Raw genomic sequence first — 25,528 nt, forward strand, 5'->3', positions numbered from 1 at the left:
GAAATAGAAAAAAGGAAAAAAGAAAGATGTGCTTTCTTTTTTCCTTTTAATGACGAGATTATTTGCTATCTGCTAAAGCAGCAAATGCTCTGCCTACAGCTTCAATTGTATATTCAATATCTTCTTTTGTATGTTCTGTCGTTAAGAACCATGCCTCGTATTTTGAAGGTGCTAAGCTAACTCCTTCTTGAAGCATTAGCTTGAAGAATTTACCGAACATTTCACCGTCTGTATCTTGTGCTGCATCGTAATCTTCAATTGTATTTGTTGTGAAGTATACAGTTAAAGCGCCTTTTAGGCGGTTTAATGTAATATCGATATTATGTTTTGCAGCTTGCTCTAAAATTCCTTTTTCAAGCATGGCACCAAGTTCATCTAATTTCTCATAAAGTCCTTCTTGTTGAAGAACTTCTAGACAAGCAATACCAGATGCCATAGAAGCAGGATTTCCTGCCATTGTACCTGCTTGATATGCAGGGCCAAGCGGAGCAACTTGTTCCATAATTTCTTTCTTACCACCGTAAGCACCGATTGGAAGTCCGCCGCCAATAACTTTACCAAGAGCTGTTAAGTCTGGTGTTACGCCAAGTAAATCTTGAGCACCACCGTACATGAAGCGGAAAGCGGTAATAACTTCATCATAAATTACTAGTGCGCCAGCTTCATGAACAAGTTCATTCACTTTCTCAAGGAATCCAGATTTTGGCTCTACAATACCGAAGTTTCCAACAATCGGTTCTACAAGAATAGCCGCTACTTCATGTCCCCATTTATCTAACGCTTCTTTTAAAGTTTCTACATTATTAAATGGAACAGTAATAACTTCTTGAGCGATACTTTGTGGTACGCCGGCTGAGTCAGGTGTTCCTAGTGTAGAAGGACCAGATCCAGCTGCTACAAGTACTAAATCAGAATGACCGTGGTAACAACCAGCAAATTTCATGATTTTTGTGCGGCCTGTGTAAGCACGAGCAACACGAATTGTCGTCATTACTGCTTCAGTACCAGAGTTTACAAAGCGTACTTTATCTAAAGCAGGCATTGCCTCTTTTAACATTTTTGCAAATTTTACTTCTAGCGCTGTTGGTGTTCCGTAAAGTACACCATTTTCAGCAGCTGTTGTAATTGCTTTTGTGATGTGCGGGTGAGCATGTCCAGTAATAATAGGACCGTATGCTGCTAAATAATCGATATATTTATTTCCGTCTACATCCCAGAAATAAGCACCTTTTCCACGTTCCATAGCAACAGGAGCGCCACCGCCAACTGCTTTAAAAGAACGAGAAGGACTATTAACGCCGCCAACGATATGTTCTAAAGCTTCTTTATGTAATGCTTCTGATTTTGTGAATTTCACTACCATTCATCTCCTTACAAAAATCTATGTATTATTCTAACATGTTTTTCGAAAAGACGTATTGTTTGTGATAGAGAAGGCAGTTGGGTAAACTATTCGTTGTGACATTTAGGAGGGGGGTCCGATTATGAAATCGGTAATTGAGGTACAAGGGTTACGTAAAGAATTTACAGCCTATTCAAGTCGTCCGGGTTTAAAGGGTGCATTTCGCGATTTATTAAATCGTAATTATAAAATAGTACCAGCAGTAAATGATGTATCTTTTACTGTAAAACAAGGTGAGATGGTTGGTTATATCGGTGAGAACGGTGCTGGTAAATCAACAACAATTAAAATGCTTACGGGGATTTTGACTCCGACATCAGGAGAGATTTTAGTAAATGGGATGAACCCACATAAGCAGAGAGAAGAATTTGTAAGAACCATTGGTGTTGTTTTCGGTCAACGTTCACAACTTTGGTGGGATATTGCTGTACAAGAATCTTTTCGTTTATTAAAAAAAGTGTACGGTGTATCAGACGCTCAGTATAAAGAGCATATGGAACACGTGATTGAAACGTTAGATATTGGTCCTTTATTAGATAAGCCAGTTCGAAAGTTATCTCTAGGTCAAAGAATGCGTTGTGAATTAGCGGCAGCATTAATTCATAACCCACCGTTATTATTTTTAGATGAACCAACAATTGGGCTAGATGTACTTGTGAAATTGAAAATACGTGAATTTTTAAAAGAAATGAATGAACGTTATAAAACAACAATTTTATTAACAACCCATGATATTACTGATATTGAAGCATTATGTGAGCGTGTTATCATGCTGGATGAAGGAAATATTATGTATGACGGTTCTTTAAATAATCTTCGTACGCAGTGGGGAGCAGAGAAGGAAATACATTTTCAGTTTATTGCACCAGTTTCCTATCAGGCTTTATCAATGGTTATGCCAGATAGTCATGTCGTTTGGTCGAAAGCGAAAGAGGAAAACGCGTGGGTTGCAAAAATACCGAATGAAGAAGTTATTATTTCAATGCTTATTTCTAAAGTAGTACAAGCCTTTCAAATTAAAGATTTAAAAATTAATGAAGTGTCTACAGAGGAAATTATTCGTAACATTTATGAAGAAGGTATTAAACATGGGTAAGTATATTGAAATGATTCGAATTCGCTTTTTAATGATGCTTGCGTATCGCACAAATTATTATAGCGGGATTTTAATTTATACGATTAATATCGGTGCGTATTATTTTTTATGGCAAGCAATTTATAGCGGAAAAGAGAACATTGAAAGTTTATCTATTTCGCAAATGACTACGTATATCGCAATTGCGTGGATGGCACGTGCCTTTTATTTTAATAATATAGATAGGGAAATTGCGATGGAGATTCAAGAAGGACGTGTAGCGGTAGAACTGATTCGTCCATATAATTATTTAGGGATGAAAGTGATGCAAGGTCTTGGGGAAGGGATATTTCGTTTTGCATTTTTTTCAATTCCAGGTATGGTTATCGTTACGTTATTATTTTCATTGCAAATTACAACGAATTTTCAAACGTGGTTATATTTCTTCTTGTCTCTAATATTTAGTTTTATTATTAATACACAAATTAATTTAATGACGGGAATGCTCACGTTCTTCCTATTTAATAATAGTGGAATTATGTATGCAAAACGCGTTGTTATTGATTTATTTTCTGGTCTATTATTACCGATTAGTTTTTATCCGTTATGGGCCCAAAAGGCAATGATGTTTTTACCGTTTCAAGCCATTAGTTATATTCCGAGTATGATTTTTTCAGAAGGTATACAAGGAAATAAATTGTATGAGGCATTATTATTCCAAGTAATTTGGGCGATTGTCCTTATTATTCCAATTGTACTTATGTGGAGAACGGCGAGAAAACGTCTAATTGTACAAGGGGGATGATGAGATGATATATATAAAACTATTTTTGCAATATGCAAGCCAATATATAAAAACAAAATTGGAGTATCGGGGCGATTTTATCGTTGGATTACTTTCTGATTTATCACTACAGGCTGTTAATTTAATCTTTATTCTCGTTGTGTTTGGGCATACACAAGCATTAAAAGGCTGGAGTAGAGAAGAAGTAATCTTTATTTATGGTTTCTTTTTAGTGCCGTTTGCCATTTTCTCAGCTTTCTTTAACATATGGGACTTTAATGATCGTTACATTATTAAAGGGGAGATGGATCGTATATTAACGAGACCGATTCATAGCTTGTTTCAAATTATATTAGAAAGAATGGAACTTGAGTCTTTAATTGGGGCCATTACAGGAATGATTGTAATGGGATATGCAGCTGTAGAGTTACAATTATCTTTTTACTGGTATGATTTCTTCTTATTTATATTGATGGTAGGAGGAGGCGCACTTGTATATGGAGGGATATTTGTTACGCTTGCGAGCCTTGGTTTTTGGTCAGATGCGAAAAGTTCAATTATGCCCCTTATGTATAACATAGGTAATTACGGGCGCTATCCTGTTAATATTTATAATCGTGTAATTCGTTTCATTTTAACGTTTGTTTTACCGTTTGCGTTTGTTGGAGTATATCCAGCAGCATACTTTTTAAGAAAAACAGAATGGAATAGTTATGCATTCGCGACGCCAATTGTTGGTGTTATCTGTTTTACGATTGCAATCACTCTTTGGAATCAAGGGGTAAAAAGGTACCGTGGTGCTGGGAATTAATTATAGAAGCTTGTTTGTTTCTAAGGGATAAATCCAATGGTCGTCTCATACATATAAAATGAGGTGGAGGACATGTTATGGGGATTTATTCTATTACTTGCAGCAATCGCTATTTTGAAAAGTGTCCAATTATTATGGAGTTCCTATTCAGATTCAACGCGTTTTTTTTCGCTGTATAATTTGGCCACATTATTTTTAATCTATACAACAGTACTGATCGCGTTTGGATTAAGTTACGTTGTATTAGAGGAAATGGGTTTCGCAGTTTTGAAAGAGGACGGAGAAAGTTTGAACGCTCATTCTTTTCAACTCGTTGAAGTTTGTTTATATTTTAGCGCAGTTACTTTATTGTCTGTTGGATATGGTGACATATCTCCGATTGGAATTGGGCGATGGATTGCAATTGCAGAAGCGCTAATTGGATATACACTCCCTTTTGCTTTTGTGATGAGGTCTGTAATAGACAATGAAAAATAAGGAAGCATTTGTTATAGTAAAGGAAAAGAGTAGGAGTGATAACTATGATTACAGTAGGAGAAATGGCACCAGAATTCACATTAGAGGGAAGTAACGGAGAAGAAGTTAGCCTAGCTGATTTCCGCGGTAAAAATGTAGTTCTCTATTTTTACCCGAAAGATATGACGCCAGGATGTACAACTGAAGCATGTGATTTTCGTGATGCGTATGGAGTATTTCAAGAGAAGGATACGGTTATTCTTGGAGTAAGTCCTGATTCAGCGAATAGACATTTGAAATTCATTGAGAAACATGAATTGCCATTTACACTTTTAGTAGATGAAGATCATAAAGTAGCAGAGTTATATGATGTTTGGAAGCTGAAAAAGAACTTTGGGAAAGAGTATATGGGAATCGAGCGTTCTACATTCCTTATTAATAAAGATGGTGAACTTGTGAAAGAGTGGCGTAAAGTGAAAGTGAAAGGACATATTGAGGATGTTCTTTCTTATATAAAATAAATCTATAGTGGAGATAAAATATGCAGAAACAAGGCAAGTGTCTATACATATTTTACTGCCTTACATAAAGTGGAAGTGTAGGGCATACCTCCTCAGATGATAGTATTCCAAGTGCGATTATGTCGCACCTTTTTCTATGTAATATATGAAGAAAAAGGGAAAGATACATAAAAACAAGCCCTGAATATAAAAATAAACCACATACTTATAGTAGAAATATTGACGATTTATAAGAAAAGGAGTACACTCTTTATAAGAATTATAAAATAATAATCCGTATAGAATCGGGGTGCATGACGGTGGTCAAAGAAGAATTAAAAGAAGCGCTAGAAATGCTGAAAAATACGGGTGTACGCATTACTCCACAGCGTCATGCTATTTTAGAGTACCTTGTGGAATCAATGACGCACCCAACAGCGGATGACATTTATAAAGCATTAGAAGGTAAGTTTCCAAATATGAGTGTTGCAACTGTCTATAATAACTTACGTGTATTTAAAGAGGTTGGACTTGTAAAGGAATTAACTTATGGAGACGCTTCAAGTAGATTTGATTATGTTACAAGTCAACATTATCATGTGATTTGTGAAAAATGTGGTAAGATTGTTGATTTTCCTTATGGAGGTTTGGAACAACTTGAAGAGGAAGCTGCAAAAACGACAGGCTTCGTTATTAATAGTCATCGCTTAGAAATTTATGGCGTTTGTCCAGAGTGTCATAAGGCGTAATATATAATAAAGAAAGAGGCTGACGGCTATACGTCAGCCTCTTTCTTTATTATATAAGGATTAGCGTGAGGTTAATCGGGATTTACAGTGCTAAGTTAGTAAGAAGGGTTAGATAAAAGTTTGTCGAATTTACTTTGTATTGGTGGAAATGAATTCTTGGAGGGGACATTTTGAAGAAATATGAGATTAAAAGTGACATTCCAACATTGGAAGAATATAAATATTTATGTGATTCTGTGGGATGGACTAATTATATGAACTTTGAGGTGGCGGAAATATCACTTCAAAATTCGATTTACTGTATAACAGTCAAGGATAATAATCAAATCATCGGCATGGGGAGAATTGTTGGTGATGGGGCTATCTATTTCTATATTCAAGATATAGTGGTTCATCCAGAGTATCAAAAGAATGGTATTGGAAAGAAAATAATGAATACTTTAGTAGAATACTTAAATCAGAATGCTCCAGATAAAGCATTCATTGGTTTGTTTGCGTCGCAAGGTAAAACGTCATTCTACGAAAAATATGATTTTAAAGATTATTCGCCTAACATGACAGGGATGTTTACTGTTATTTCGAAAAAATAGGTGTAATAAATTTAATAAAACAATTAAAAAGTTGATTTCTTAAGAAATCAACTTTTTAATGAGTTGAAACGTTTGTAGTGTTGCAAACTCGTATTTCCCTTGATACTTATGATTTATAACTCTTCTTATTATACTTTTCATCAAATTCTTTTCCTTCTAGATCTCGATCTAGTGTTAAAGGTTGATTGCAGTGCATACATGCATCGACAAGGCCGAGCATTTTTGTTGGCTTATCACAGCTTGGACAAATAATTTGGATAGTCTTAGTAGATAACATACCAATCCAAAAGTAAACGACAGTGCTAGCGATAACAGCTAAAAAGCCAACCATCATAAACGTTGTCATAACAATAATGTTTTCGCGGAAAAAGACACCTAAGTATGCAATGAAGAGGCCGATAAATACTAAACTTAATGCAAAGGTCCGGATTTTATTGATTTTGTTTGAATACTTAATGCTCATTCTCACCACACTCCTATAATAATAATATAACATAAAATTTAGAATTTTCACTCTCGTGTAAATTGATAAAGGGATAAGATATGAAATGGATAGGAGGGGAGCCATGAAGAATGAATGGGTGCTATAATGATTTTTACAGCGATTTTTAAGTTTTTAACGGGATGTGAAATTTTTTTGTAAAAAGTATTGACCCTGTATATACTGCATGATATATTAATAACCGTCGCTGATGCGGAAACGCAGAAAACGACAAAAAAGAAATTGAAAAACTTAGTTGACATTGAAAAATGAAGATGTTAACATAAGGAAGTCGCAAATGAGCGACCAAGTAGTTCTTTGAAAACTGAACGAAACAAACAACGTGAAACGTCAATTTTTATTTTTAGATGCTAGACAAACTAACTTTATTGGAGAGTTTGATCCTGGCTCAGGATGAACGCTGGCGGCGTGCCTAATACATGCAAGTCGAGCGAATGGATTGAGAGCTTGCTCTCAAGAAGTTAGCGGCGGACGGGTGAGTAACACGTGGGTAACCTGCCCATAAGACTGGGATAACTCCGGGAAACCGGGGCTAATACCGGATAACATTTTGAACTGCATGGTTCGAAATTGAAAGGCGGCTTCGGCTGTCACTTATGGATGGACCCGCGTCGCATTAGCTAGTTGGTGAGGTAACGGCTCACCAAGGCAACGATGCGTAGCCGACCTGAGAGGGTGATCGGCCACACTGGGACTGAGACACGGCCCAGACTCCTACGGGAGGCAGCAGTAGGGAATCTTCCGCAATGGACGAAAGTCTGACGGAGCAACGCCGCGTGAGTGATGAAGGCTTTCGGGTCGTAAAACTCTGTTGTTAGGGAAGAACAAGTGCTAGTTGAATAAGCTGGCACCTTGACGGTACCTAACCAGAAAGCCACGGCTAACTACGTGCCAGCAGCCGCGGTAATACGTAGGTGGCAAGCGTTATCCGGAATTATTGGGCGTAAAGCGCGCGCAGGTGGTTTCTTAAGTCTGATGTGAAAGCCCACGGCTCAACCGTGGAGGGTCATTGGAAACTGGGAGACTTGAGTGCAGAAGAGGAAAGTGGAATTCCATGTGTAGCGGTGAAATGCGTAGAGATATGGAGGAACACCAGTGGCGAAGGCGACTTTCTGGTCTGTAACTGACACTGAGGCGCGAAAGCGTGGGGAGCAAACAGGATTAGATACCCTGGTAGTCCACGCCGTAAACGATGAGTGCTAAGTGTTAGAGGGTTTCCGCCCTTTAGTGCTGAAGTTAACGCATTAAGCACTCCGCCTGGGGAGTACGGCCGCAAGGCTGAAACTCAAAGGAATTGACGGGGGCCCGCACAAGCGGTGGAGCATGTGGTTTAATTCGAAGCAACGCGAAGAACCTTACCAGGTCTTGACATCCTCTGAAAACCCTAGAGATAGGGCTTCTCCTTCGGGAGCAGAGTGACAGGTGGTGCATGGTTGTCGTCAGCTCGTGTCGTGAGATGTTGGGTTAAGTCCCGCAACGAGCGCAACCCTTGATCTTAGTTGCCATCATTAAGTTGGGCACTCTAAGGTGACTGCCGGTGACAAACCGGAGGAAGGTGGGGATGACGTCAAATCATCATGCCCCTTATGACCTGGGCTACACACGTGCTACAATGGACGGTACAAAGAGCTGCAAGACCGCGAGGTGGAGCTAATCTCATAAAACCGTTCTCAGTTCGGATTGTAGGCTGCAACTCGCCTACATGAAGCTGGAATCGCTAGTAATCGCGGATCAGCATGCCGCGGTGAATACGTTCCCGGGCCTTGTACACACCGCCCGTCACACCACGAGAGTTTGTAACACCCGAAGTCGGTGGGGTAACCTTTTTGGAGCCAGCCGCCTAAGGTGGGACAGATGATTGGGGTGAAGTCGTAACAAGGTAGCCGTATCGGAAGGTGCGGCTGGATCACCTCCTTTCTATGGAGAATTGATGAACGCTGTTCATCAATATAAGTTTCCGTGTTTCGTTTTGTTCAGTTTTGAGAGAACTATCTCTCATATATAAATGTATGTTCTTTGAAAACTAGATAACAGTGTAGCTCATATTTTTTAATTTTTAGTTTGGTTAAGTTAGAAAGGGCGCACGGTGGATGCCTTGACACTAGGAGTCGATGAAGGACGGGACTAACGCCGATATGCTTCGGGGAGCTGTAAGTAAGCTTTGATCCGAAGATTTCCGAATGGGGAAACCCACTATACGTAATGGTATGGTATCCTTACCTGAATACATAGGGTATGGAAGACAGACCCAGGGAACTGAAACATCTAAGTACCTGGAGGAAGAGAAAGCAAATGCGATTTCCTGAGTAGCGGCGAGCGAAACGGAACATAGCCCAAACCAAGAGGCTTGCCTCTTGGGGTTGTAGGACATTCTATACGGAGTTACAAAGGAACGAGGTAGACGAAGCGACCTGGAAAGGTCCGTCGTAGAGGGTAACAACCCCGTAGTCGAAACTTCGTTCTCTCTTGAATGTATCCTGAGTACGGCGGAACACGTGAAATTCCGTCGGAATCTGGGAGGACCATCTCCCAAGGCTAAATACTCCCTAGTGATCGATAGTGAACCAGTACCGTGAGGGAAAGGTGAAAAGCACCCCGGAAGGGGAGTGAAAGAGATCCTGAAACCGTGTGCCTACAAATAGTCAGAGCCCGTTAATGGGTGATGGCGTGCCTTTTGTAGAATGAACCGGCGAGTTACGATCCCGTGCAAGGTTAAGCTGAAGAGGCGGAGCCGCAGCGAAAGCGAGTCTGAATAGGGCGTTTAGTACGTGGTCGTAGACCCGAAACCAGGTGATCTACCCATGTCCAGGGTGAAGTTCAGGTAACACTGAATGGAGGCCCGAACCCACGCACGTTGAAAAGTGCGGGGATGAGGTGTGGGTAGCGGAGAAATTCCAATCGAACCTGGAGATAGCTGGTTCTCCCCGAAATAGCTTTAGGGCTAGCCTTAAGTGTAAGAGTCTTGGAGGTAGAGCACTGATTGAACTAGGGGTCCTCATCGGATTACCGAATTCAGTCAAACTCCGAATGCCAATGACTTATCCTTAGGAGTCAGACTGCGAGTGATAAGATCCGTAGTCAAGAGGGAAACAGCCCAGATCGCCAGCTAAGGTCCCAAAGTGTGTATTAAGTGGAAAAGGATGTGGAGTTGCTTAGACAACTAGGATGTTGGCTTAGAAGCAGCCACCATTTAAAGAGTGCGTAATAGCTCACTAGTCGAGTGACTCTGCGCCGAAAATGTACCGGGGCTAAATACACCACCGAAGCTGCGAATTGATACCAATGGTATCAGTGGTAGGGGAGCGTTCTAAGTGCAGTGAAGTCAGACCGGAAGGACTGGTGGAGCGCTTAGAAGTGAGAATGCCGGTATGAGTAGCGAAAGACGGGTGAGAATCCCGTCCACCGAATGCCTAAGGTTTCCTGAGGAAGGCTCGTCCGCTCAGGGTTAGTCAGGACCTAAGCCGAGGCCGACAGGCGTAGGCGATGGACAACAGGTTGATATTCCTGTACCACCTCTTTATCGTTTGAGCAATGGAGGGACGCAGAAGGATAGAAGAAGCGTGCGATTGGTTGTGCACGTCCAAGCAGTTAGGCTGATAAGTAGGCAAATCCGCTTATCGTGAAGGCTGAGCTGTGATGGGGAAGCTCCTTATGGAGCGAAGTCTTTGATTCCCCGCTGCCAAGAAAAGCTTCTAGCGAGATAAAAGGTGCCTGTACCGCAAACCGACACAGGTAGGCGAGGAGAGAATCCTAAGGTGTGCGAGAGAACTCTGGTTAAGGAACTCGGCAAAATGACCCCGTAACTTCGGGAGAAGGGGTGCTTTCTTAACGGAAAGCCGCAGTGAATAGGCCCAAGCGACTGTTTAGCAAAAACACAGCTCTCTGCGAAGCCGTAAGGCGAAGTATAGGGGGTGACACCTGCCCGGTGCTGGAAGGTTAAGGAGAGGGGTTAGCGTAAGCGAAGCTCTGAACTGAAGCCCCAGTAAACGGCGGCCGTAACTATAACGGTCCTAAGGTAGCGAAATTCCTTGTCGGGTAAGTTCCGACCCGCACGAAAGGTGTAACGATTTGGGCACTGTCTCAACCAGAGACTCGGTGAAATTATAGTACCTGTGAAGATGCAGGTTACCCGCGACAGGACGGAAAGACCCCGTGGAGCTTTACTGTAGCCTGATATTGAATTTTGGTACAGTTTGTACAGGATAGGCGGGAGCCATTGAAACCGGAGCGCTAGCTTCGGTGGAGGCGCTGGTGGGATACCGCCCTGACTGTATTGAAATTCTAACCTACGGGTCTTATCGACCCGGGAGACAGTGTCAGGTGGGCAGTTTGACTGGGGCGGTCGCCTCCTAAAGTGTAACGGAGGCGCCCAAAGGTTCCCTCAGAATGGTTGGAAATCATTCGTAGAGTGCAAAGGCATAAGGGAGCTTGACTGCGAGACCTACAAGTCGAGCAGGGACGAAAGTCGGGCTTAGTGATCCGGTGGTTCCGCATGGAAGGGCCATCGCTCAACGGATAAAAGCTACCCCGGGGATAACAGGCTTATCTCCCCCAAGAGTCCACATCGACGGGGAGGTTTGGCACCTCGATGTCGGCTCATCGCATCCTGGGGCTGTAGTCGGTCCCAAGGGTTGGGCTGTTCGCCCATTAAAGCGGTACGCGAGCTGGGTTCAGAACGTCGTGAGACAGTTCGGTCCCTATCCGTCGTGGGCGTAGGAAATTTGAGAGGAGCTGTCCTTAGTACGAGAGGACCGGGATGGACGCACCGCTGGTGTACCAGTTGTTCTGCCAAGGGCATAGCTGGGTAGCTATGTGCGGAAGGGATAAGTGCTGAAAGCATCTAAGCATGAAGCCCCCCTCAAGATGAGATTTCCCATAGCGTAAGCTAGTAAGATCCCTGAAAGATGATCAGGTTGATAGGTTCGAGGTGGAAGCATGGTGACATGTGGAGCTGACGAATACTAATAGATCGAGGACTTAACCATATAATATGTAGCAATGTTATCTAGTTTTGAGAGAACATAAAAAATTTGTTGACTTTTAAAGTGAATAAGTTATAATAATGATTGTCTCAAAAGAATAATGTCTGGTAATGATGGCAGAGAGGTCACACCCGTTCCCATACCGAACACGGAAGTTAAGCTCTCTAGCGCCGATGGTAGTTGGGACCTTGTCCCTGTGAGAGTAGGACGTTGCCAGGCAATATTATTCCGCAGTAGCTCAGCGGTAGAGCTATCGGCTGTTAACCGATCGGTCGTAGGTTCGATTCCTACCTGCGGAGCCATTGGAGAGCTGTCCGAGTTGGCCGAAGGAGCACGATTGGAAATCGTGTATACGTCACAAGCGTATCAAGGGTTCGAATCCCTTGCTCTCCGCCATAGGATTTATAATATTTGGCCCGTTGGTCAAGTGGTTAAGACACCGCCCTTTCACGGCGGTAACACGGGTTCGAATCCCGTACGGGTCACCACTTTGGAGGATTAGCTCAGCTGGGAGAGCACCTGCCTTACAAGCAGGGGGTCGGCGGTTCGATCCCGTCATCCTCCACCATATGAATTTTATATGAATAGTATCATCGCGGGGTGGAGCAGTACGGTAGCTCGTCGGGCTCATAACCCGAAGGTCGCAGGTTCAAATCCTGTCCCCGCAACCAAATGGTCCCGTGGTGTAGTGGTTAACATGCCTGCCTGTCACGCAGGAGATCGCCGGTTCGACCCCGGTCGGGACCGCCATTTTAATAAGGCTCGGTAGCTCAGTCGGTAGAGCAGAGGACTGAAAATCCTCGTGTCGGCGGTTCGATTCCGTCCCGAGCCACCATTTATTTTAATAAAATACGCCGGCTTAGCTCAATTGGTAGAGCAACTGACTTGTAATCAGTAGGTTGGGGGTTCAAGTCCTCTAGCCGGCACCATGTAAGTTTCGGAGGGGTAGCGAAGTGGCTAAACGCGGCGGACTGTAAATCCGCTCCTTCGGGTTCGGCAGTTCGAATCTGCCCCCCTCCACCATTTACATAGGGGCATAGTTTAAAGGTAGAACTGAGGTCTCCAAAACCTCCAGTGTGGGTTCGATTCCTACTGCCCCTGCCAAATATATTTACACAACATGGCGGTTGTGGCGAAGTGGTTAACGCACCGGATTGTGGCTCCGGCATTCGTGGGTTCGATTCCCATCAGTCGCCCCATTTTTATTTTTAAAATTACAAATAATTTAATTGATACTTACATATAATTAAGTAAGAATTCGATGGGCTATAGCCAAGCGGTAAGGCAACGGACTTTGACTCCGTCATGCGCTGGTTCGAATCCAGCTAGCCCAGCCATTTTTGCGGAAGTAGTTCAGTGGTAGAATACAACCTTGCCAAGGTTGGGGTCGCGGGTTCGAATCCCGTCTTCCGCTCCAATGAAATTTAATATGGCGGCATAGCCAAGTGGTAAGGCAGAGGTCTGCAAAACCTTTATCACCGGTTCAAATCCGGTTGCCGCCTTTTCTTTTGTGCCGATGTGGCGGAATTGGCAGACGCGCACGACTCAAAATCGTGTTCCTTCGGGAGTGTCGGTTCGACCCCGACCATCGGTATCATGAACGTCGTAAAAAAACTCTATACAATTAGTATAGAGTTTTTTTTGTTTTCTTTTCATTACATGACAAAATAAGCACAAAAAGTGTACGGTGAGTAAACTGCGAAACATTAAAAGGATAAAAACAAACATTCAATTTTATCCTTTTAATTGCGGTATTCTATAATATTCCCTTCGAGCACTCTAGAGAGAATTTCTCCACCCCGGTGACATGAAGTTAAATCCGACACCACCAGTAGATATTAGTACATGATCAGCTGTTAATTTCGTAATTTCTAAAAACTTCTTTTCAAACTTTTCTCTGTTGTATTTGTACATAGTTGAGTGGCACGACCACATGTGCGTTGAAGTACTCAACCAGTCCCCTAATTCCTTCAATTCAGGAAACGCCTCAAATTGGATTGGTTCATCTAATTTCATGAATCTTACTTGATAGATAGTTGGGTTTAACTTCTCTCCTATTCCTTTAAAAGCATGTGATTTTTTCTCATTTGAATGTGTCATAATTCTCCCTCCACCTTTTCTTCAAATTTTTCCCTATTTTTATTGTACAGCAATAGAAAGTAATTATGGGAATATTATGGAAATCGGTATTGGCAATATAAAAAGACTCTAACAGAAATGTTAGAGTCTTTTTTGTTAAATTATATTATGTGATGCTAAAATTCGTAATAAACTTAGGAATTCATGTATAATATAACTTGTCGAAAGAACAAAATGATAGTGATTTATATTATGTCTGTAATATGAATCAAAAATGAACTTTTTATATTTCTTTTAAAAATGTGTTGAACACACATTATATTTCATATTAATATTTTTATGTAGATTTAAAACGAGAAAGAGAGTGGAAAGTATGGGCCGTAAATGGAACAATATTAAAGACAAAAAAGCATCGAAAGATGCAAATACAAGCCGTATATACGCGAAATTTGGACGTGAAATTTATGTGGCGGCAAAACAAGGAGAGCCAGATCCAGAATCAAACCAAGCGCTTAGAGTCGTATTAGAACGTGCGAAAACATACAATGTACCAAGAACAATTATTGATCGTGCAGTTGAAAAGGCAAAAGGCGGTTCAGAGGAAAATTATGACGAGCTTCGTTATGAAGGATTTGGACCAAATGGAGCTATGGTTATTGTAGATACACTTACAAATAACGTAAACCGTACTGCAGCAGATGTACGAGCTGCATTTAGCAAAAACAGTGGTAACATGGGTGTAAACGGTTCTGTAGCTTACATGTTTGATGCGACAGCTGTTATCGGCCTTGAAGGTAAAACATCAGATGAAGTTCTTGAAATTTTAATGGAAGCAGATGTTGATGCACGTGACATTCTAGAAGAAGAAGATTCTGTTATCGTGTATGCTGAACCTGATCAATTCCATTCAGTACAATCTGCACTTAAAGGTGCTGGTGTTGAAGAATTTACAGTTGCAGAATTAACAATGCTTGCACAAAGTGATGTTACACTTCCCGAAGATGCTCAAGTACAATTTGAGAAAATGGTTGATGCATTAGAAGATTTAGAAGATGTGCAACAAGTTTACCACAACGTAGACTTAGGAGAATAATACGATAGAAGCCCTGTCCGTTTAACGGATAGAGGCTTTTTTTATGAAGTTAATTAAGTTGATGAATTAGTAAAGGTATTTTGTTGTAGACAGGGAATATGCTTATAGGGATATATGAAATAATCATTATTTCTAGGAGGTTTAATATGGAACATAAAACACCAAAGCATATCGTTGCTGTAGCAGGTTATTTAACAAATGAAAAAGATGAAGTGTTATTAGCTAAAGTACATTGGCGATCGGATACGTGGGAGTTGCCAGGAGGACAGGTGGAAGAAGGAGAAGCGCTCGATCAAGCAGTTTGTAGGGAAATGTTTGAGGAAACCGGTTTAACTGTGAAGCCGGTTGGAGTTACAGGTGTTTACTATAATGCTTCTATGCATATTTTAGCTGTTGTTTTTAAAGTGGCATATGTGAGCGGTGAAATAAAAATTCAACCTGAAGAAATACAAGAGGCTAAATTTGTTGCTTTAAATGAAGAGAATATAGATGAGTATATAACGCGTCCTCATATGAAATCCAGAACGCTTGATGCGATGAGAGCAACACATTATATTCCGTACGAAACGTGGGAAGTACAGCCGTATAGTTTAATAGGAAGATTGTAAAGAAAAGAGTGACTGATTTGAGATACATTCAAATCACTACTCTTTTTTTTGTATACTGTTTAAGAAAAAGGTCAAAATAATAATAGCGCTAGTATTGATTTGTAGAACGTTTGTTCTGTATAATGGATTTATCCCGCTATTTGCCGGGCAGCTCAATTGGTGAGGGCTAATAATCAGTGGGGATGAACAAAACCTCCACTGATTAAAGTTTCACTTTATATGTTATATACATTTAGATTACTAGATAGTTAAAAGTACATATATTTGTAGATGATATAATTAAAGTGTAAAGTGAAAATATAATAGTCTTAAGGGTTACTCTCTTATTGGTTATTCGTACTTTAACATACCTATATTCAATATTTCAGATGAATAGTAGATAAAAAAAGACTGTGATACAATACTTTTTTATCCGACTATTTGCTGGGCAGTAAGCCTGATTGATGAGGGCTTATTAAAGTTTCACTTTATACCTTACAATGATGTAAGGTACGTGTAAGAGAAATCGATGGGATATTTTTTTACAACAATGTATTCTTAAAGTAAGAGTTATATGCTGTGCGGAAAAGAGGTGTTCAAGATGAAAGAACGAGTATTATCTAGGGTGAACTATCATCAAAAAGTTGCATTAAATCCAATGACTAAACTTTTTTATAAAGCCATTATATTATTATTATTGTTAAGTTGTACGTTATTATTCATTGGAAATGTAATGATTGAGCAAAGTGATATTAGTAAATTACATGTGCCGGCTAAGTTAGAGGTACCAGAATCATTAACACATGCATTTATTGCGACAGAAGATAAAAGATTTTATCATCATAACGGTTTAGATTATATAGCAATTATTAGGGCCTCTGTTGAGAATATAAAGGCTGGTGGTGTCGTACAAGGAGGAAGCACGATTACACAGCAGCTATCTAAAAATGCTTTTTTAACGAATGAACGTACATTTTCTCGTAAGTGGAAAGAGATTTTTTATACGAAAAAAATTGAACGTACATTTACGAAGGATGAAATTTTAAAATTATATGTAAGTAACATTTATTATGGAGAAGGAGCATGGGGAATTGAAAAAGCAGCAAACCTTTACTTCGGTAAAAAGGTGAACCAATTAACGTTGGCTGAAAGTGCAATGATGGCTGCTGTAGTAAAAGCACCTGCTTATTACTCACCTGCCCAAAATTATGATAAAGCAGTAGAGAGACGAAATGTCGTTTTGAGACTAATGGAGAAAGAAGGCTATATAAGCCATGATGAGTATGTTCAAGCAGTTAGTGAGAAATTGGTAATTCGTCATGATATAAAAATAGAGCAGTCGATGTTAAATAGCGCGCGTAAAAAAGCAGTAAGTTAAGAGAAGTTCCTACAGAGGAGCTTCTTTTTTTGAATAAATTGTGACAAATTGTGACACAATATCGTCACAATTATTGTGTTTTTGTAATTTATGTGAGCGTGTTCATTGCGTGACGTATATAAGTGTTGATATTATGTGTATTGTGTACAATGCTGTATACAGAATATGAATTTAAAGAGGAATGTATATGAAATCAAATAAACTCATGGCTCTTGGTATAGTTTTTTCTATCGCAGTATTGATTGTAATTGGAACAATTGCGTATAGCATCATAAATGACAAAAAAGATAAAGGGAATGAGATGTTTGCTTATTCCACGCAACAATCTTTAGGGAAAGATGATGCTCCAGTTAAGGTAGTTGAATTTGGAGACTTCAAATGTCCTGCTTGTCGTACTTGGGATGTAACAGTATTACCTCGATTAAAAGAAGAGTATATTGATAAAGGCAAAGTGCAGTTATATTTTATTAACTTCCCATTTATCGGAAAAGACTCGGATTTAGGTGCAGCAGCTGGTGAAGCAATTTATAAACAAGATAAAGATTCATTCTGGATTTTCTATGATGAGATTTATCAAAATCAAAAGAAAGATACGGAAGAATGGATTACAGAAGATTTGCTTCTTAGCATTGTGAAAGAGAAACTTCCAAAAGTTGATGTAGAGCAATTTAAGAAAGATTTACACAGTAAAGAAATGACAGAAAAAGTACGTAAAGATTCAGATCGTGCTCAAAAATTAAAAGTTCAAGGTGCTCCTTCAGTATATGTAAACGGAAATCTTGCAAACCCTGATTTCGATAGTATGAAGAAGGCCATTGATAAAGAATTGAAAAAGTGATGAGGTCTCTCATCACTTTTTCGACTTTTTTCGATAAAATTCTTGCCTCTATTTTTTTAACATGCTATACTACTTTACATAAGTTATTCTAATATCTTATATGTAATTCATATTTGCGGGTGTAGTTTAGTGGTAAAACAAGAGCCTTCCAAGCTCTGGTCGAGAGTTCGATTCTCTTCACCCGCTCCAAATTTTATTAAATGTTTTTCTATAAATTGTGATCAACGCAGTGTTTCGTTTCCGAGATAAACGAGGCATTGCGTTTTTTAATGTTTGAAAAATATAATTACATGCGAAAATAGAAGTAAATAATAGTATTCCAAAAGTGAATTACTAACCAATAAAGTCGTTACATAAGGGATGATGGATTCATCTGAGGAGGCGATTAAGAGTGGATTTTGAACAATTAAAGCAAGATGTAATTGCGTATAGTAAAACAATTGGCATAGATAAAATAGGCTTTGCGAGTGCTTCTCCTTTTGAGGAATTAAAGCAGCGCTTAATCCAGCAACAACAATTAAATTATCAATCTGGATTTGAAGAGCCTGATATAGAGAAGAGAACGAATCCGCAACTTTTATTACCGGGTGCTAAATCAATTATTGCGATTGCTTTAGCATATCCTTCAAAATTAAAAAATGCACCATTAAGTAAGCGTGGAGAACGCCGTGGAATTTTTTGCCGTGCTTCTTGGGGACAAGATTATCATCTTGTTTTACGAGATCGTTTGCAAAAATTAGAAGCATATTTAATTGAAAAACTTCCAGATATAGAAGTGAAGTCCATGGTTGATACAGGTGAATTAAGTGATCGAGCTGTATCAGAGCGTGCAGGCATTGGCTGGAGTGGGAAAAACTGTGCTATTATTACACCTGAATTCGGTTCGTACGTATACTTAGGGGAAATGATTACAAATGTTCCATTCCCGCCAGATAAGCCGATAGAAGATCAATGCGGGGGCTGTACGAAATGTATCGATATTTGTCCTACAGGTGCTTTAATACAGGGGGGACAGTTAGATTCGAAGAAGTGTATTGCCTTTTTAACACAGACGAAAGGATTCCTACCTGAAGAATATCGCGATAAAATAGGAAATCGTATATATGGATGTGATACGTGTCAGACTGTTTGCCCGAAAAACAAAGGAATGGATTTTCATAATCATCCTGAGATGGAGCCGGACCCTGAGCTAGTTAAACCATTATTAACGCCACTTTTAACAATTAGTAATCGTGATTTTAAAGAGAAATATGGGATTATGTCAGGGTCATGGAGAGGGAAAAAGCCACTGCAAAGAAATGCGATTTTAGCATTAGCACATTTTAAAGAAGCATCGGCAATTCCTGATTTAATTGGTGTTATGAAAGATGACCCAAGACCGGTATTGCGCGGAACGGCAGCATGGGCACTTGGGAAAATTGGGGGAGATGGAGTAGGCGAAGCGATTGAGAAAGCGATGGAACGTGAGAAAGATGAAGAAGTACTTCATGAAATGAAGCGCGGGCTTGAATTGTTAGCACAGAAAAAAGAGTAGATAATATTTCCCTTTTTCATATTGTAATATGGGAGGGAAACGAAATGGCTGTAAAAATGAATATTGAAAAGCAAGTACAACAGTTTTTAGCATATATCACAGAGAAACGAACAGACGTGGATGGTATTGCTGAGGATTTACTACAAATGGCACAGAGAAAGAAACAATTGTTTCAAAGGCGTAGTGCACATATAGTGAAAGCAACTGCGGATGTTTCTTTCATTAGACAATTAAATAGTAATGACCATCAAGAAATTGATTATCAAATACATTTTAAATATTTAATTAAGCATAAAGAATTATTTTATATTGAAGAGGAACAATTAAAACGAAGAGTTTGTTTAAATAATAGTCGGATTATAGGCGATTATGATATTGAAGTGTCAGAAGAAATTAGAATGGGTGAGACATTAGAAAGGGAAATTACGAAAGAGAAGTACGGTTCTTATCAGTATAATCGTTTAGAGGCAGTGAAATATGCAGAGCGTTGGTGGGATGACCGAAATCCTATGTATCGTAATTTCCCTGATAATTGTACGAATTTTATTTCTCAATGTCTTCATACTGGAGAAGTACCTATGAACGGATATCCTAATATTCGTAAAGGATGGTGGCAAAGGGAGAATCAGTGGAGTTGGAGCTGGGCTGTTGCACATTCTTTTTATTGGTATTTGTCAGGTGCTACAACAGGACTTCGAGCAGAGGCGGTAGAGAGGCCAGAAGAACTTATTCTTGGAGATGTTATTGCTTATGATTTCGAGGATGACGGAAGATGGAATCATACGACGATTGTAGTAGCAAAAGATGCAGATGGTATGCCGCTTGTAAATGCACATTCAGCGAATAGCCGTCGACGTTATTGGAACTATGAAGACTCTAGTAAATATACACCACAAATGAAATATAAATTCTTTCATATTATTAATGGGTAGAGATTTTTCGCTCAAGTGGTATAATACGTAGTAGACAAAAAACAGAGGTGAATATCGCGTGGGAGTACATGTTGTTTTATATCAGCCAGAAATTCCAGCAAATACAGGGAATATTGCTCGTACTTGTGCAGCAACTGGAACAGAATTACATTTGATTAGACCGCTTGGATTTTCAACGGATGATAAAATGTTAAAGCGTGCCGGATTAGATTATTGGCAGCACGTGAAAATTACGTATTATGATTCAATTGAAGAATTTTATGAAAAAAATAAAGATGGTGAATTCTTCTATTTAACGAAGTATGGCGAAAAAGCTCATACAGCGTTTGACTATAGCAAGCGCGAGAAGGATTACTATTTTGTATTTGGAAGAGAAACAAACGGCTTACCAGCTAATGTAATCGAAGAAAACTTTGATCATTGTTTACGTATTCCAATGACAGATAAAGTACGTTCATTAAATTTATCTAATACAGCAGCAATTTTAATTTATGAAGCGTTCCGTCAACAAAATTACCCTGGATTAGATTTAGAAATCGTTTATTAAAAGTCGCCATATGGCGACTTTTTTTTATAAAATAAAAATAATATGTAATCATACATTTAAAAGAGAGGACATAATCATATAGAATGGGATATATGATTAAAAATAGATAAGACGGGTTGAGATAAATATGAAGGAAGAATATAGTAATCAAAATACCTTTTTAAGTATGATAGATATGGATTTAATTAGACAAGGATTATTACATGCTATTCAAGATTTAGTATTTATTTTGAAAGTTATTGATGATGAAACGTTTAAATATATGTATGTGAATAGAATAGGAATGGATTATGCTAGGTTAAGCGAAGAGTGCTATGGAAAAACTTTTGCAGAAGTATTACCAAAAGATATAGCGGGGATATTGCAAAGGCAATATGAAAAAGTAGTGAGAGAAGCGAAAGCACACACATTTTGTGATGTAGTCAAATTACAAAAAGGTGAGATACATTATGAATCTTCACTTAATCCTGTCTGCGATGAAGAAGGAATATGTCAATTTGTTATTTGTATTACAAGAGATATTACAGCTCAAATTGAGGAGAAGACAGAGATAGAGGAAAAACAAATGTTATTTAAGTCGTTACTAGAATATAATAATGACTCAATTATATCTATAGATTCTATAGGGAGAGTTACATATGCAAACCCGGCAACGTATGAAATATTTGGATACCGGTATGAAGAGTTAAATAATAAATTTATTTTTGAATTCATTAATAAAGAATATGAAAAAGACTTTCAAATTCTATTTAAAGGAGCTCTGCAGGGAAGAGCAAAACAAATTGTTTCAAAGAAATATGTTCATAAAGAAGGGTACGAGCTATATATTTCTTTGAGAACTATCCCGATTATTGTGAACGGTGAAATTGTTGGAGTTTATATTGTTACGAGAGATGTTACAAGGCAAGTATTAAACGAAATGCGAACAGAATATTTAGCCTACTATGACCAGTTAACGGGATTAATGAATAGAATTTCATGTACAAATAAGTTAAATACTTTTTTAAAAGAGAGTATAAATTTTGCGCTTGTATTTATAGATTTAGATGAGTTTCATCGTATTAATGATACATTTGGTCATAAAGAGGGAGATAAAGTATTACAAAAAGTTACAGAATGTTTAAGCAATCTAAAAATAGAAGGTATGCACTTATTTAGAGAACACGATGATCAATTTGTTATGTTAATAGAAAATATAACAAAAGAATGTGTAGAGGAAATTGCAAAAGGCATACTGAAAAATATTAGTGAATATTTTGTAATCGAGGAAGAAGATGTATATTTAAGTGCGTCAATTGGAATTGTAATGGCTCCAGCAGATGGAGAAGATGAAAAAATACTATTTCAGAGGGTCGATGCTGCTTTAGAAAAAGCAAAAGAAAAAGGAAAAGGACATTATCATTTTTATTGTAGTGGATTAGACTGTGAGCGTGAACAAAGGTTTATAATAGAAAACCAGTTACATCGTGCTATAGAAAAAAATGAGTTTTTCTTATATTATCAGCCACAAATTAATATTGAAACGAAAAAAATAGCTAGTATGGAAGCTTTAATAAGGTGGGAGAATAAGGAATTAGGATTTGTTTCTCCAAATCAATTTATTCCGTTGGCAGAAAGAACAGGATTTATTATTAAGCTCGATGAATGGGTAGTAAATCAAGTGTGTCAGCAACTGCGCGAATGGTTAAATAAAGGATATGAAGTGGTCCCAATTGCAGTTAATATTTCAGCTAGACACTTTCGCTCTATTACATTAATAGAGATGATTACACGGGCTTTAAATAAGTACAATGTACCAGCTTATTTATTAGCGATAGAGGTTACAGAAGGAGCTCTTATACATAAAGATATATCGAAGAGAGTGTTACTACAATTAAAAGAACAAAATTTAAAGATTCATTTAGATGATTTTGGAACAGGCTATTCATCTTTAAGTTACTTGAAAACATATCCAATTGATACTTTAAAAATTGATCGTTCTTTTATGGAAGGTATACATATAGATGAACGTGATACGAATATTACAGCTGCAATTATTCATTTAGCTCATACTTTAGAACTGAATGTAATTGCAGAGGGAGTAGAAAAAAAGGAGCAAATACAGTTTTTGAAAGAAAAGAATGTGAAGCTTGTACAAGGTTATTATTATAGTCGACCATTATCCAAATATGATATGGAAAATATGTATTATAAATAATGTATAAAAAAATGATGTGCTAAAAGCACATCATTTTTTATGTGTACCTGGTTTGTCATTGTAACCAGATGTAAAAATAGCTGTAAGAAATGTGAGTGATACACCTAAAATTAATAATAATTTCATACTAATATCCTCCTTACTTTTTTCGGTTCACGAGTTCTATTTATTACCCAAAATGTATGTAAGGTTCTTAGAAGAAAAGAATTTATTTATAATGAATAGCAGTGTGAAAACGTTAATACCTATATTATACAGAATTTTCTTTGAATTTTGGAGAGAATTTTAGCGTGCTATTATATATTTCGTTTTGATTTAAAGAATGTTTAAGGACATCCTAGCATACCTTTTATAATAATCCGATTGAACAAGGAGATGGGGGAGGAGCTATAATGGATATTCTAAAAAAGATTGAACAGCATCGAGCAGCAGAAGAACGGTTACAATGGGAAGGTACGTTTGCGGAGTATTTGGAGCTTGTGAAAGAAAGACCATGGGTGGCTCAAACAGCACACTCTCGCATTTACAATATGATAAAAGATGCTGGAATTGAAGAAGTTGATGGTAGAAGAAAGTATAACTTCTTTAGTAATCAGCTCTTTGGATTAGAGGATGCTCTAGAACGTCTTGTAGAGGAATATTTTCATCCATCCGCAAAACGATTAGATGTTAGAAAAAGAATTTTATTATTAATGGGTCCTGTTAGTGGAGGGAAATCAACGTTAGTTACGATGTTGAAACGAGGATTAGAAACATATTCACGAACAGATCGTGGAGCAATTTTTGCAATTAAAGGATGCCCAATGCATGAGGATCCACTGCATTTAATTCCACATCATTTACGAGATGATTTCTTTGATGAGTATGGGGTTAGAATTGAAGGGAATTTATCACCACTAAATGTCATGCGTTTAGAGCAAGAATACGGATCAAGAATTGAGGATGTAGTTGTAGAGCGTATTTTCTTCTCTGAAGATCGCCGTACAGGGATTGGTACATTTAGCCCGTCTGATCCAAAATCACAGGATATTGCAGATTTAACAGGTAGTCTGGACTTTTCTACGATTGCAGAATATGGTTCAGAATCAGACCCGCGTGCGTATCGATTTGATGGAGAATTAAATAAGGCGAACCGAGGAATGATGGAGTTCCAAGAGATGTTAAAATGTGATGAGAAGTTTTTATGGCACTTATTATCGCTTACGCAAGAAGGGAATTTCAAAGCGGGAAGATTTGCGCTTATTTCAGCAGATGAATTAATTGTAGCGCATACGAATGAAACAGAGTATCGCTCATTTATAGCAAATAAGAAAAATGAGGCATTGCACTCAAGAATTATTGTAATGCCAGTTCCTTATAATTTACGAGTAAGTGAAGAAGAACATATTTATGAAAAAATGATTCGTGAAAGTGATGTGTCGAATGTTCACATTGCACCACACACACTTCGCGTTGCAGCAATGTTCACTATTTTAACTCGTTTAAAAGATCCGAAGCGTCCGGATATTGATTTAATTAAAAAGATGCGTTTGTATGATGGAGAAACGGTAGAAGGTTATAATGCGATTGATGTAGAGGAGCTACAACGAGAATATCAAGATGAAGGTATGAAGGGTATTGATCCTCGTTATGTCATTAACCGAATTTCGTCTACAATCATTCGAAAAGAGGTACCATCTATTAACGCGTTAGATGTACTTAGATCTTTAAAAGATGGGCTGGATCAGCATCCATCGATTAGTAATGAAGACCGTGAACGTTATATGAATTTCATCTCATTAGCGAGAAAAGAATACGATGAAATCGCAAAGAAAGAAGTACAAAAGGCGTTTGTTTATTCATATGAAGAATCGGCTAAGACACTTATGGATAATTATTTAGATAACGTCGAGGCGTACTGCAATAAATCGAAATTACGTGATCCGTTAACAGGAGAAGAAATGAGTCCAGATGAAAAATTAATGCGCTCAATTGAAGAGCAAATTGGGATTTCAGAAAATGCTAAGAAAGCGTTCCGTGAAGAGATTTTAATTCGCATTTCTGCTTATGCCCGTAAAGGAAAACGCTTTGATTATAATTCACATGAACGTCTTCGTGAAGCGATTCAGAAAAAACTATTTGCTGATTTAAAAGATATAGTGAAAATTACAACATCAACGAAAACGCCAGACGAAAATCAGCTTAAGAAAATCAATGATGTTGTTGCGCGTTTAATTGATGAGCATGGCTATAATTCTTCTTCAGCAAATGAATTATTACGCTATGTAGGTAGCTTGTTAAACCGATAGTTTGATAACAAAACGCTGTCTCTTGTATTTTGCGGGACAGCGTTTTATTATCCGTTCATATGTGTATAAAGTGTCATACCTTGTCCAAATGTAATAAATTAAGATGCAATTTCATGAATTTATTGTCAATTATTTTTACAATATGCATATGATAGAGTAACCAACCATTCATACGAAAAAAGCCAACACAATACAATATGTTGC

The 25,528-nt window shown here is 38.4% G+C and carries 19 protein-coding genes, 16 tRNA genes and 3 rRNA genes; 35 read left to right on the forward strand and 3 right to left on the reverse strand.

Going from position 1 to position 25,528, the window contains the following annotated elements:
- Nucleotides 1-58: 58 nt before the first annotated feature.
- Entirely contained in the window at nt 59-1,363 is a 1,305-nt protein-coding gene (hemL, locus tag NZ044_RS02865; protein ID WP_142918982.1) for a glutamate-1-semialdehyde-2,1-aminomutase, read from the reverse strand.
- A 121-nt stretch (nt 1,364-1,484) separates the two neighbouring features.
- Here hemL and NZ044_RS02870 point away from each other — a divergent pair, with 121 nt between their 5' ends.
- The 7 genes from NZ044_RS02870 to NZ044_RS02900 all read left to right on the forward strand — a co-directional run bounded on the left by NZ044_RS02870 (nt 1,485) and on the right by NZ044_RS02900 (nt 6,367).
- On the forward strand, nt 1,485-2,498 hold the full coding sequence (locus NZ044_RS02870; RefSeq protein ID WP_000843649.1) for an ABC transporter ATP-binding protein: 1,014 nt from the start codon (nt 1,485-1,487) through the stop codon (nt 2,496-2,498).
- On the forward strand, nt 2,491-3,282 hold the full coding sequence (locus NZ044_RS02875) for an ABC transporter permease (protein ID WP_000521515.1): 792 nt from the start codon (nt 2,491-2,493) through the stop codon (nt 3,280-3,282). The genes NZ044_RS02870 and NZ044_RS02875 overlap by 8 nt, the downstream gene beginning before the upstream one ends.
- A gap of 4 nt (nt 3,283-3,286) precedes the next feature.
- Nucleotides 3,287-4,072, forward strand: coding sequence for an ABC transporter permease (locus NZ044_RS02880; protein ID WP_000639350.1), 786 nt, complete (start codon nt 3,287-3,289; stop codon nt 4,070-4,072).
- A 72-nt stretch (nt 4,073-4,144) separates the two neighbouring features.
- Entirely contained in the window at nt 4,145-4,549 is a 405-nt protein-coding gene (locus NZ044_RS02885) for a potassium channel family protein (protein ID WP_000964360.1), read from the forward strand.
- Nucleotides 4,550-4,593: 44 nt separating this feature from the next.
- Nucleotides 4,594-5,049 carry a thioredoxin-dependent thiol peroxidase gene (gene bcp / locus NZ044_RS02890; RefSeq protein WP_000633711.1) on the forward strand — a complete coding sequence of 152 codons (456 nt, stop codon included), beginning with the start codon at nt 4,594-4,596 and terminating at the stop codon, nt 5,047-5,049.
- 299 nt (nt 5,050-5,348) lie between these two features.
- On the forward strand, nt 5,349-5,777 hold the full coding sequence (gene perR, locus NZ044_RS02895) for a peroxide-responsive transcriptional repressor PerR (RefSeq protein ID WP_000237831.1): 429 nt from the start codon (nt 5,349-5,351) through the stop codon (nt 5,775-5,777).
- Between the two features lie 170 nt (nt 5,778-5,947).
- Nucleotides 5,948-6,367 carry a GNAT family N-acetyltransferase gene (locus tag NZ044_RS02900; protein WP_000759743.1) on the forward strand — a complete coding sequence of 140 codons (420 nt, stop codon included), beginning with the start codon at nt 5,948-5,950 and terminating at the stop codon, nt 6,365-6,367.
- A gap of 106 nt (nt 6,368-6,473) precedes the next feature.
- Here the strand turns inward: NZ044_RS02900 and NZ044_RS02905 are convergent, their stop codons facing one another.
- Nucleotides 6,474-6,830, reverse strand: coding sequence for a YgzB family protein (locus tag NZ044_RS02905; protein WP_098506745.1), 357 nt, complete (start codon nt 6,828-6,830; stop codon nt 6,474-6,476).
- Nucleotides 6,831-7,234: 404 nt separating this feature from the next.
- Here NZ044_RS02905 and NZ044_RS02910 point away from each other — a divergent pair.
- From NZ044_RS02910 to NZ044_RS02995, 18 genes are all read left to right on the forward strand, one after another.
- A 16S ribosomal RNA gene (locus tag NZ044_RS02910) occupies nt 7,235-8,786 on the forward strand.
- Between the two features lie 146 nt (nt 8,787-8,932).
- A 23S ribosomal RNA gene (locus NZ044_RS02915) occupies nt 8,933-11,854 on the forward strand.
- A 100-nt stretch (nt 11,855-11,954) separates the two neighbouring features.
- Nucleotides 11,955-12,070: ribosomal RNA gene (gene rrf, locus NZ044_RS02920) — 5S ribosomal RNA — on the forward strand.
- Together the 16S, 23S and 5S rRNA genes with 15 tRNA genes alongside form the textbook arrangement of a ribosomal RNA operon.
- 8 nt (nt 12,071-12,078) lie before the next feature.
- A tRNA-Asn gene (locus NZ044_RS02925) sits at nt 12,079-12,153 on the forward strand.
- A 2-nt stretch (nt 12,154-12,155) separates the two neighbouring features.
- A tRNA-Ser gene (locus NZ044_RS02930) sits at nt 12,156-12,247 on the forward strand.
- A gap of 17 nt (nt 12,248-12,264) precedes the next feature.
- A tRNA-Glu gene (locus tag NZ044_RS02935) sits at nt 12,265-12,339 on the forward strand.
- A 4-nt stretch (nt 12,340-12,343) separates the two neighbouring features.
- A tRNA-Val gene (locus tag NZ044_RS02940) sits at nt 12,344-12,419 on the forward strand.
- Nucleotides 12,420-12,445: 26 nt separating this feature from the next.
- Nucleotides 12,446-12,522 (forward strand) — tRNA-Met (locus NZ044_RS02945).
- A gap of 3 nt (nt 12,523-12,525) precedes the next feature.
- A tRNA-Asp gene (locus tag NZ044_RS02950) sits at nt 12,526-12,601 on the forward strand.
- Nucleotides 12,602-12,610: 9 nt separating this feature from the next.
- Nucleotides 12,611-12,686, forward strand: a tRNA-Phe gene (locus NZ044_RS02955).
- A gap of 18 nt (nt 12,687-12,704) precedes the next feature.
- Nucleotides 12,705-12,780: transfer RNA gene (locus NZ044_RS02960), tRNA-Thr, on the forward strand.
- Between the two features lie 10 nt (nt 12,781-12,790).
- Nucleotides 12,791-12,874 (forward strand) — tRNA-Tyr (locus NZ044_RS02965).
- Nucleotides 12,875-12,881: 7 nt separating this feature from the next.
- Nucleotides 12,882-12,955, forward strand: a tRNA-Trp gene (locus tag NZ044_RS02970).
- 19 nt (nt 12,956-12,974) lie between these two features.
- Nucleotides 12,975-13,050, forward strand: a tRNA-His gene (locus NZ044_RS02975).
- 63 nt (nt 13,051-13,113) lie between these two features.
- Nucleotides 13,114-13,188: transfer RNA gene (locus NZ044_RS02980), tRNA-Gln, on the forward strand.
- A gap of 5 nt (nt 13,189-13,193) precedes the next feature.
- Nucleotides 13,194-13,268 (forward strand) — tRNA-Gly (locus NZ044_RS02985).
- A 14-nt stretch (nt 13,269-13,282) separates the two neighbouring features.
- Nucleotides 13,283-13,353 (forward strand) — tRNA-Cys (locus NZ044_RS02990).
- A 10-nt stretch (nt 13,354-13,363) separates the two neighbouring features.
- Nucleotides 13,364-13,445 (forward strand) — tRNA-Leu (locus NZ044_RS02995).
- Nucleotides 13,446-13,630: 185 nt separating this feature from the next.
- Here the strand turns inward: NZ044_RS02995 and NZ044_RS03000 are convergent.
- A complete protein-coding gene (locus tag NZ044_RS03000; protein ID WP_000149824.1) occupies nt 13,631-13,951 on the reverse strand; it encodes a DUF3884 family protein in 321 nt (106 codons plus the stop codon).
- A 352-nt stretch (nt 13,952-14,303) separates the two neighbouring features.
- On the opposite strand from NZ044_RS03000, the gene NZ044_RS03005 reads away from it, so the two are divergent.
- From NZ044_RS03005 to NZ044_RS03050, 10 genes are all read left to right on the forward strand, one after another.
- Nucleotides 14,304-15,023, forward strand: coding sequence for a YebC/PmpR family DNA-binding transcriptional regulator (locus NZ044_RS03005; RefSeq protein ID WP_000532954.1), 720 nt, complete (start codon nt 14,304-14,306; stop codon nt 15,021-15,023).
- Between the two features lie 146 nt (nt 15,024-15,169).
- A complete protein-coding gene (locus NZ044_RS03010; RefSeq protein ID WP_000400451.1) occupies nt 15,170-15,631 on the forward strand; it encodes an NUDIX hydrolase in 462 nt (153 codons plus the stop codon).
- 580 nt (nt 15,632-16,211) lie between these two features.
- Entirely contained in the window at nt 16,212-16,988 is a 777-nt protein-coding gene (locus tag NZ044_RS03015; RefSeq protein WP_000664718.1) for a transglycosylase domain-containing protein, read from the forward strand.
- A gap of 187 nt (nt 16,989-17,175) precedes the next feature.
- Complete coding sequence (locus NZ044_RS03020; protein ID WP_098506697.1) at nt 17,176-17,826, forward strand: DsbA family protein; 651 nt, start codon at nt 17,176-17,178, stop codon at nt 17,824-17,826.
- Nucleotides 17,827-17,941: 115 nt separating this feature from the next.
- Nucleotides 17,942-18,015: transfer RNA gene (locus NZ044_RS03025), tRNA-Gly, on the forward strand.
- Nucleotides 18,016-18,217: 202 nt separating this feature from the next.
- Nucleotides 18,218-19,360: a tRNA epoxyqueuosine(34) reductase QueG gene (gene queG / locus NZ044_RS03030; protein ID WP_000345208.1), complete on the forward strand. Its 1,143-nt coding sequence runs from the start codon at nt 18,218-18,220 to the stop codon at nt 19,358-19,360.
- Nucleotides 19,361-19,404: 44 nt separating this feature from the next.
- A complete protein-coding gene (locus NZ044_RS03035) occupies nt 19,405-20,292 on the forward strand; it encodes an amidase domain-containing protein (protein ID WP_000279323.1) in 888 nt (295 codons plus the stop codon).
- Nucleotides 20,293-20,350: 58 nt separating this feature from the next.
- Nucleotides 20,351-20,839, forward strand: coding sequence for a tRNA (uridine(34)/cytosine(34)/5-carboxymethylaminomethyluridine(34)-2'-O)-methyltransferase TrmL (gene trmL, locus NZ044_RS03040; RefSeq protein WP_000538147.1), 489 nt, complete (start codon nt 20,351-20,353; stop codon nt 20,837-20,839).
- A 127-nt stretch (nt 20,840-20,966) separates the two neighbouring features.
- Nucleotides 20,967-23,036, forward strand: coding sequence for a sensor domain-containing protein (locus NZ044_RS03045; protein WP_000657163.1), 2,070 nt, complete (start codon nt 20,967-20,969; stop codon nt 23,034-23,036).
- 392 nt (nt 23,037-23,428) lie between these two features.
- Nucleotides 23,429-25,324: a PrkA family serine protein kinase gene (locus NZ044_RS03050; protein WP_000353273.1), complete on the forward strand. Its 1,896-nt coding sequence runs from the start codon at nt 23,429-23,431 to the stop codon at nt 25,322-25,324.
- Nucleotides 25,325-25,528: the final 204 nt, after the last annotated feature.

Source organism: Bacillus sp. FSL K6-1338 (assembly GCF_038006965.1).
Taxonomy (GTDB): domain Bacteria; phylum Bacillota; class Bacilli; order Bacillales; family Bacillaceae_G; genus Bacillus_A; species Bacillus_A thuringiensis_S.

What these genes read in the sequence shown, in the direction of transcription:
- hemL (WP_142918982.1), bottom strand. Translation starts at nt 1,363, where the DNA reads ATGGTAGTGAAATTCACAAAATCAGAAGCATTACATAAAGAAGCTTTA.
- NZ044_RS02870 (WP_000843649.1), top strand. Translation starts at nt 1,485, where the DNA reads ATGAAATCGGTAATTGAGGTACAAGGGTTACGTAAAGAATTTACAGCC.
- NZ044_RS02875 (WP_000521515.1), top strand. Translation starts at nt 2,491, where the DNA reads ATGGGTAAGTATATTGAAATGATTCGAATTCGCTTTTTAATGATGCTT.
- NZ044_RS02880 (WP_000639350.1), top strand. Translation starts at nt 3,287, where the DNA reads ATGATATATATAAAACTATTTTTGCAATATGCAAGCCAATATATAAAA.
- NZ044_RS02885 (WP_000964360.1), top strand. Translation starts at nt 4,145, where the DNA reads ATGTTATGGGGATTTATTCTATTACTTGCAGCAATCGCTATTTTGAAA.
- bcp (WP_000633711.1), top strand. Translation starts at nt 4,594, where the DNA reads ATGATTACAGTAGGAGAAATGGCACCAGAATTCACATTAGAGGGAAGT.
- NZ044_RS02905 (WP_098506745.1), bottom strand. Translation starts at nt 6,830, where the DNA reads ATGAGCATTAAGTATTCAAACAAAATCAATAAAATCCGGACCTTTGCA.
- NZ044_RS03000 (WP_000149824.1), bottom strand. Translation starts at nt 13,951, where the DNA reads ATGACACATTCAAATGAGAAAAAATCACATGCTTTTAAAGGAATAGGA.
- NZ044_RS03005 (WP_000532954.1), top strand. Translation starts at nt 14,304, where the DNA reads ATGGGCCGTAAATGGAACAATATTAAAGACAAAAAAGCATCGAAAGAT.
- NZ044_RS03010 (WP_000400451.1), top strand. Translation starts at nt 15,170, where the DNA reads ATGGAACATAAAACACCAAAGCATATCGTTGCTGTAGCAGGTTATTTA.
- NZ044_RS03015 (WP_000664718.1), top strand. Translation starts at nt 16,212, where the DNA reads ATGAAAGAACGAGTATTATCTAGGGTGAACTATCATCAAAAAGTTGCA.
- NZ044_RS03020 (WP_098506697.1), top strand. Translation starts at nt 17,176, where the DNA reads ATGAAATCAAATAAACTCATGGCTCTTGGTATAGTTTTTTCTATCGCA.
- NZ044_RS03035 (WP_000279323.1), top strand. Translation starts at nt 19,405, where the DNA reads ATGGCTGTAAAAATGAATATTGAAAAGCAAGTACAACAGTTTTTAGCA.
- NZ044_RS03045 (WP_000657163.1), top strand. Translation starts at nt 20,967, where the DNA reads ATGAAGGAAGAATATAGTAATCAAAATACCTTTTTAAGTATGATAGAT.
- NZ044_RS03050 (WP_000353273.1), top strand. Translation starts at nt 23,429, where the DNA reads ATGGATATTCTAAAAAAGATTGAACAGCATCGAGCAGCAGAAGAACGG.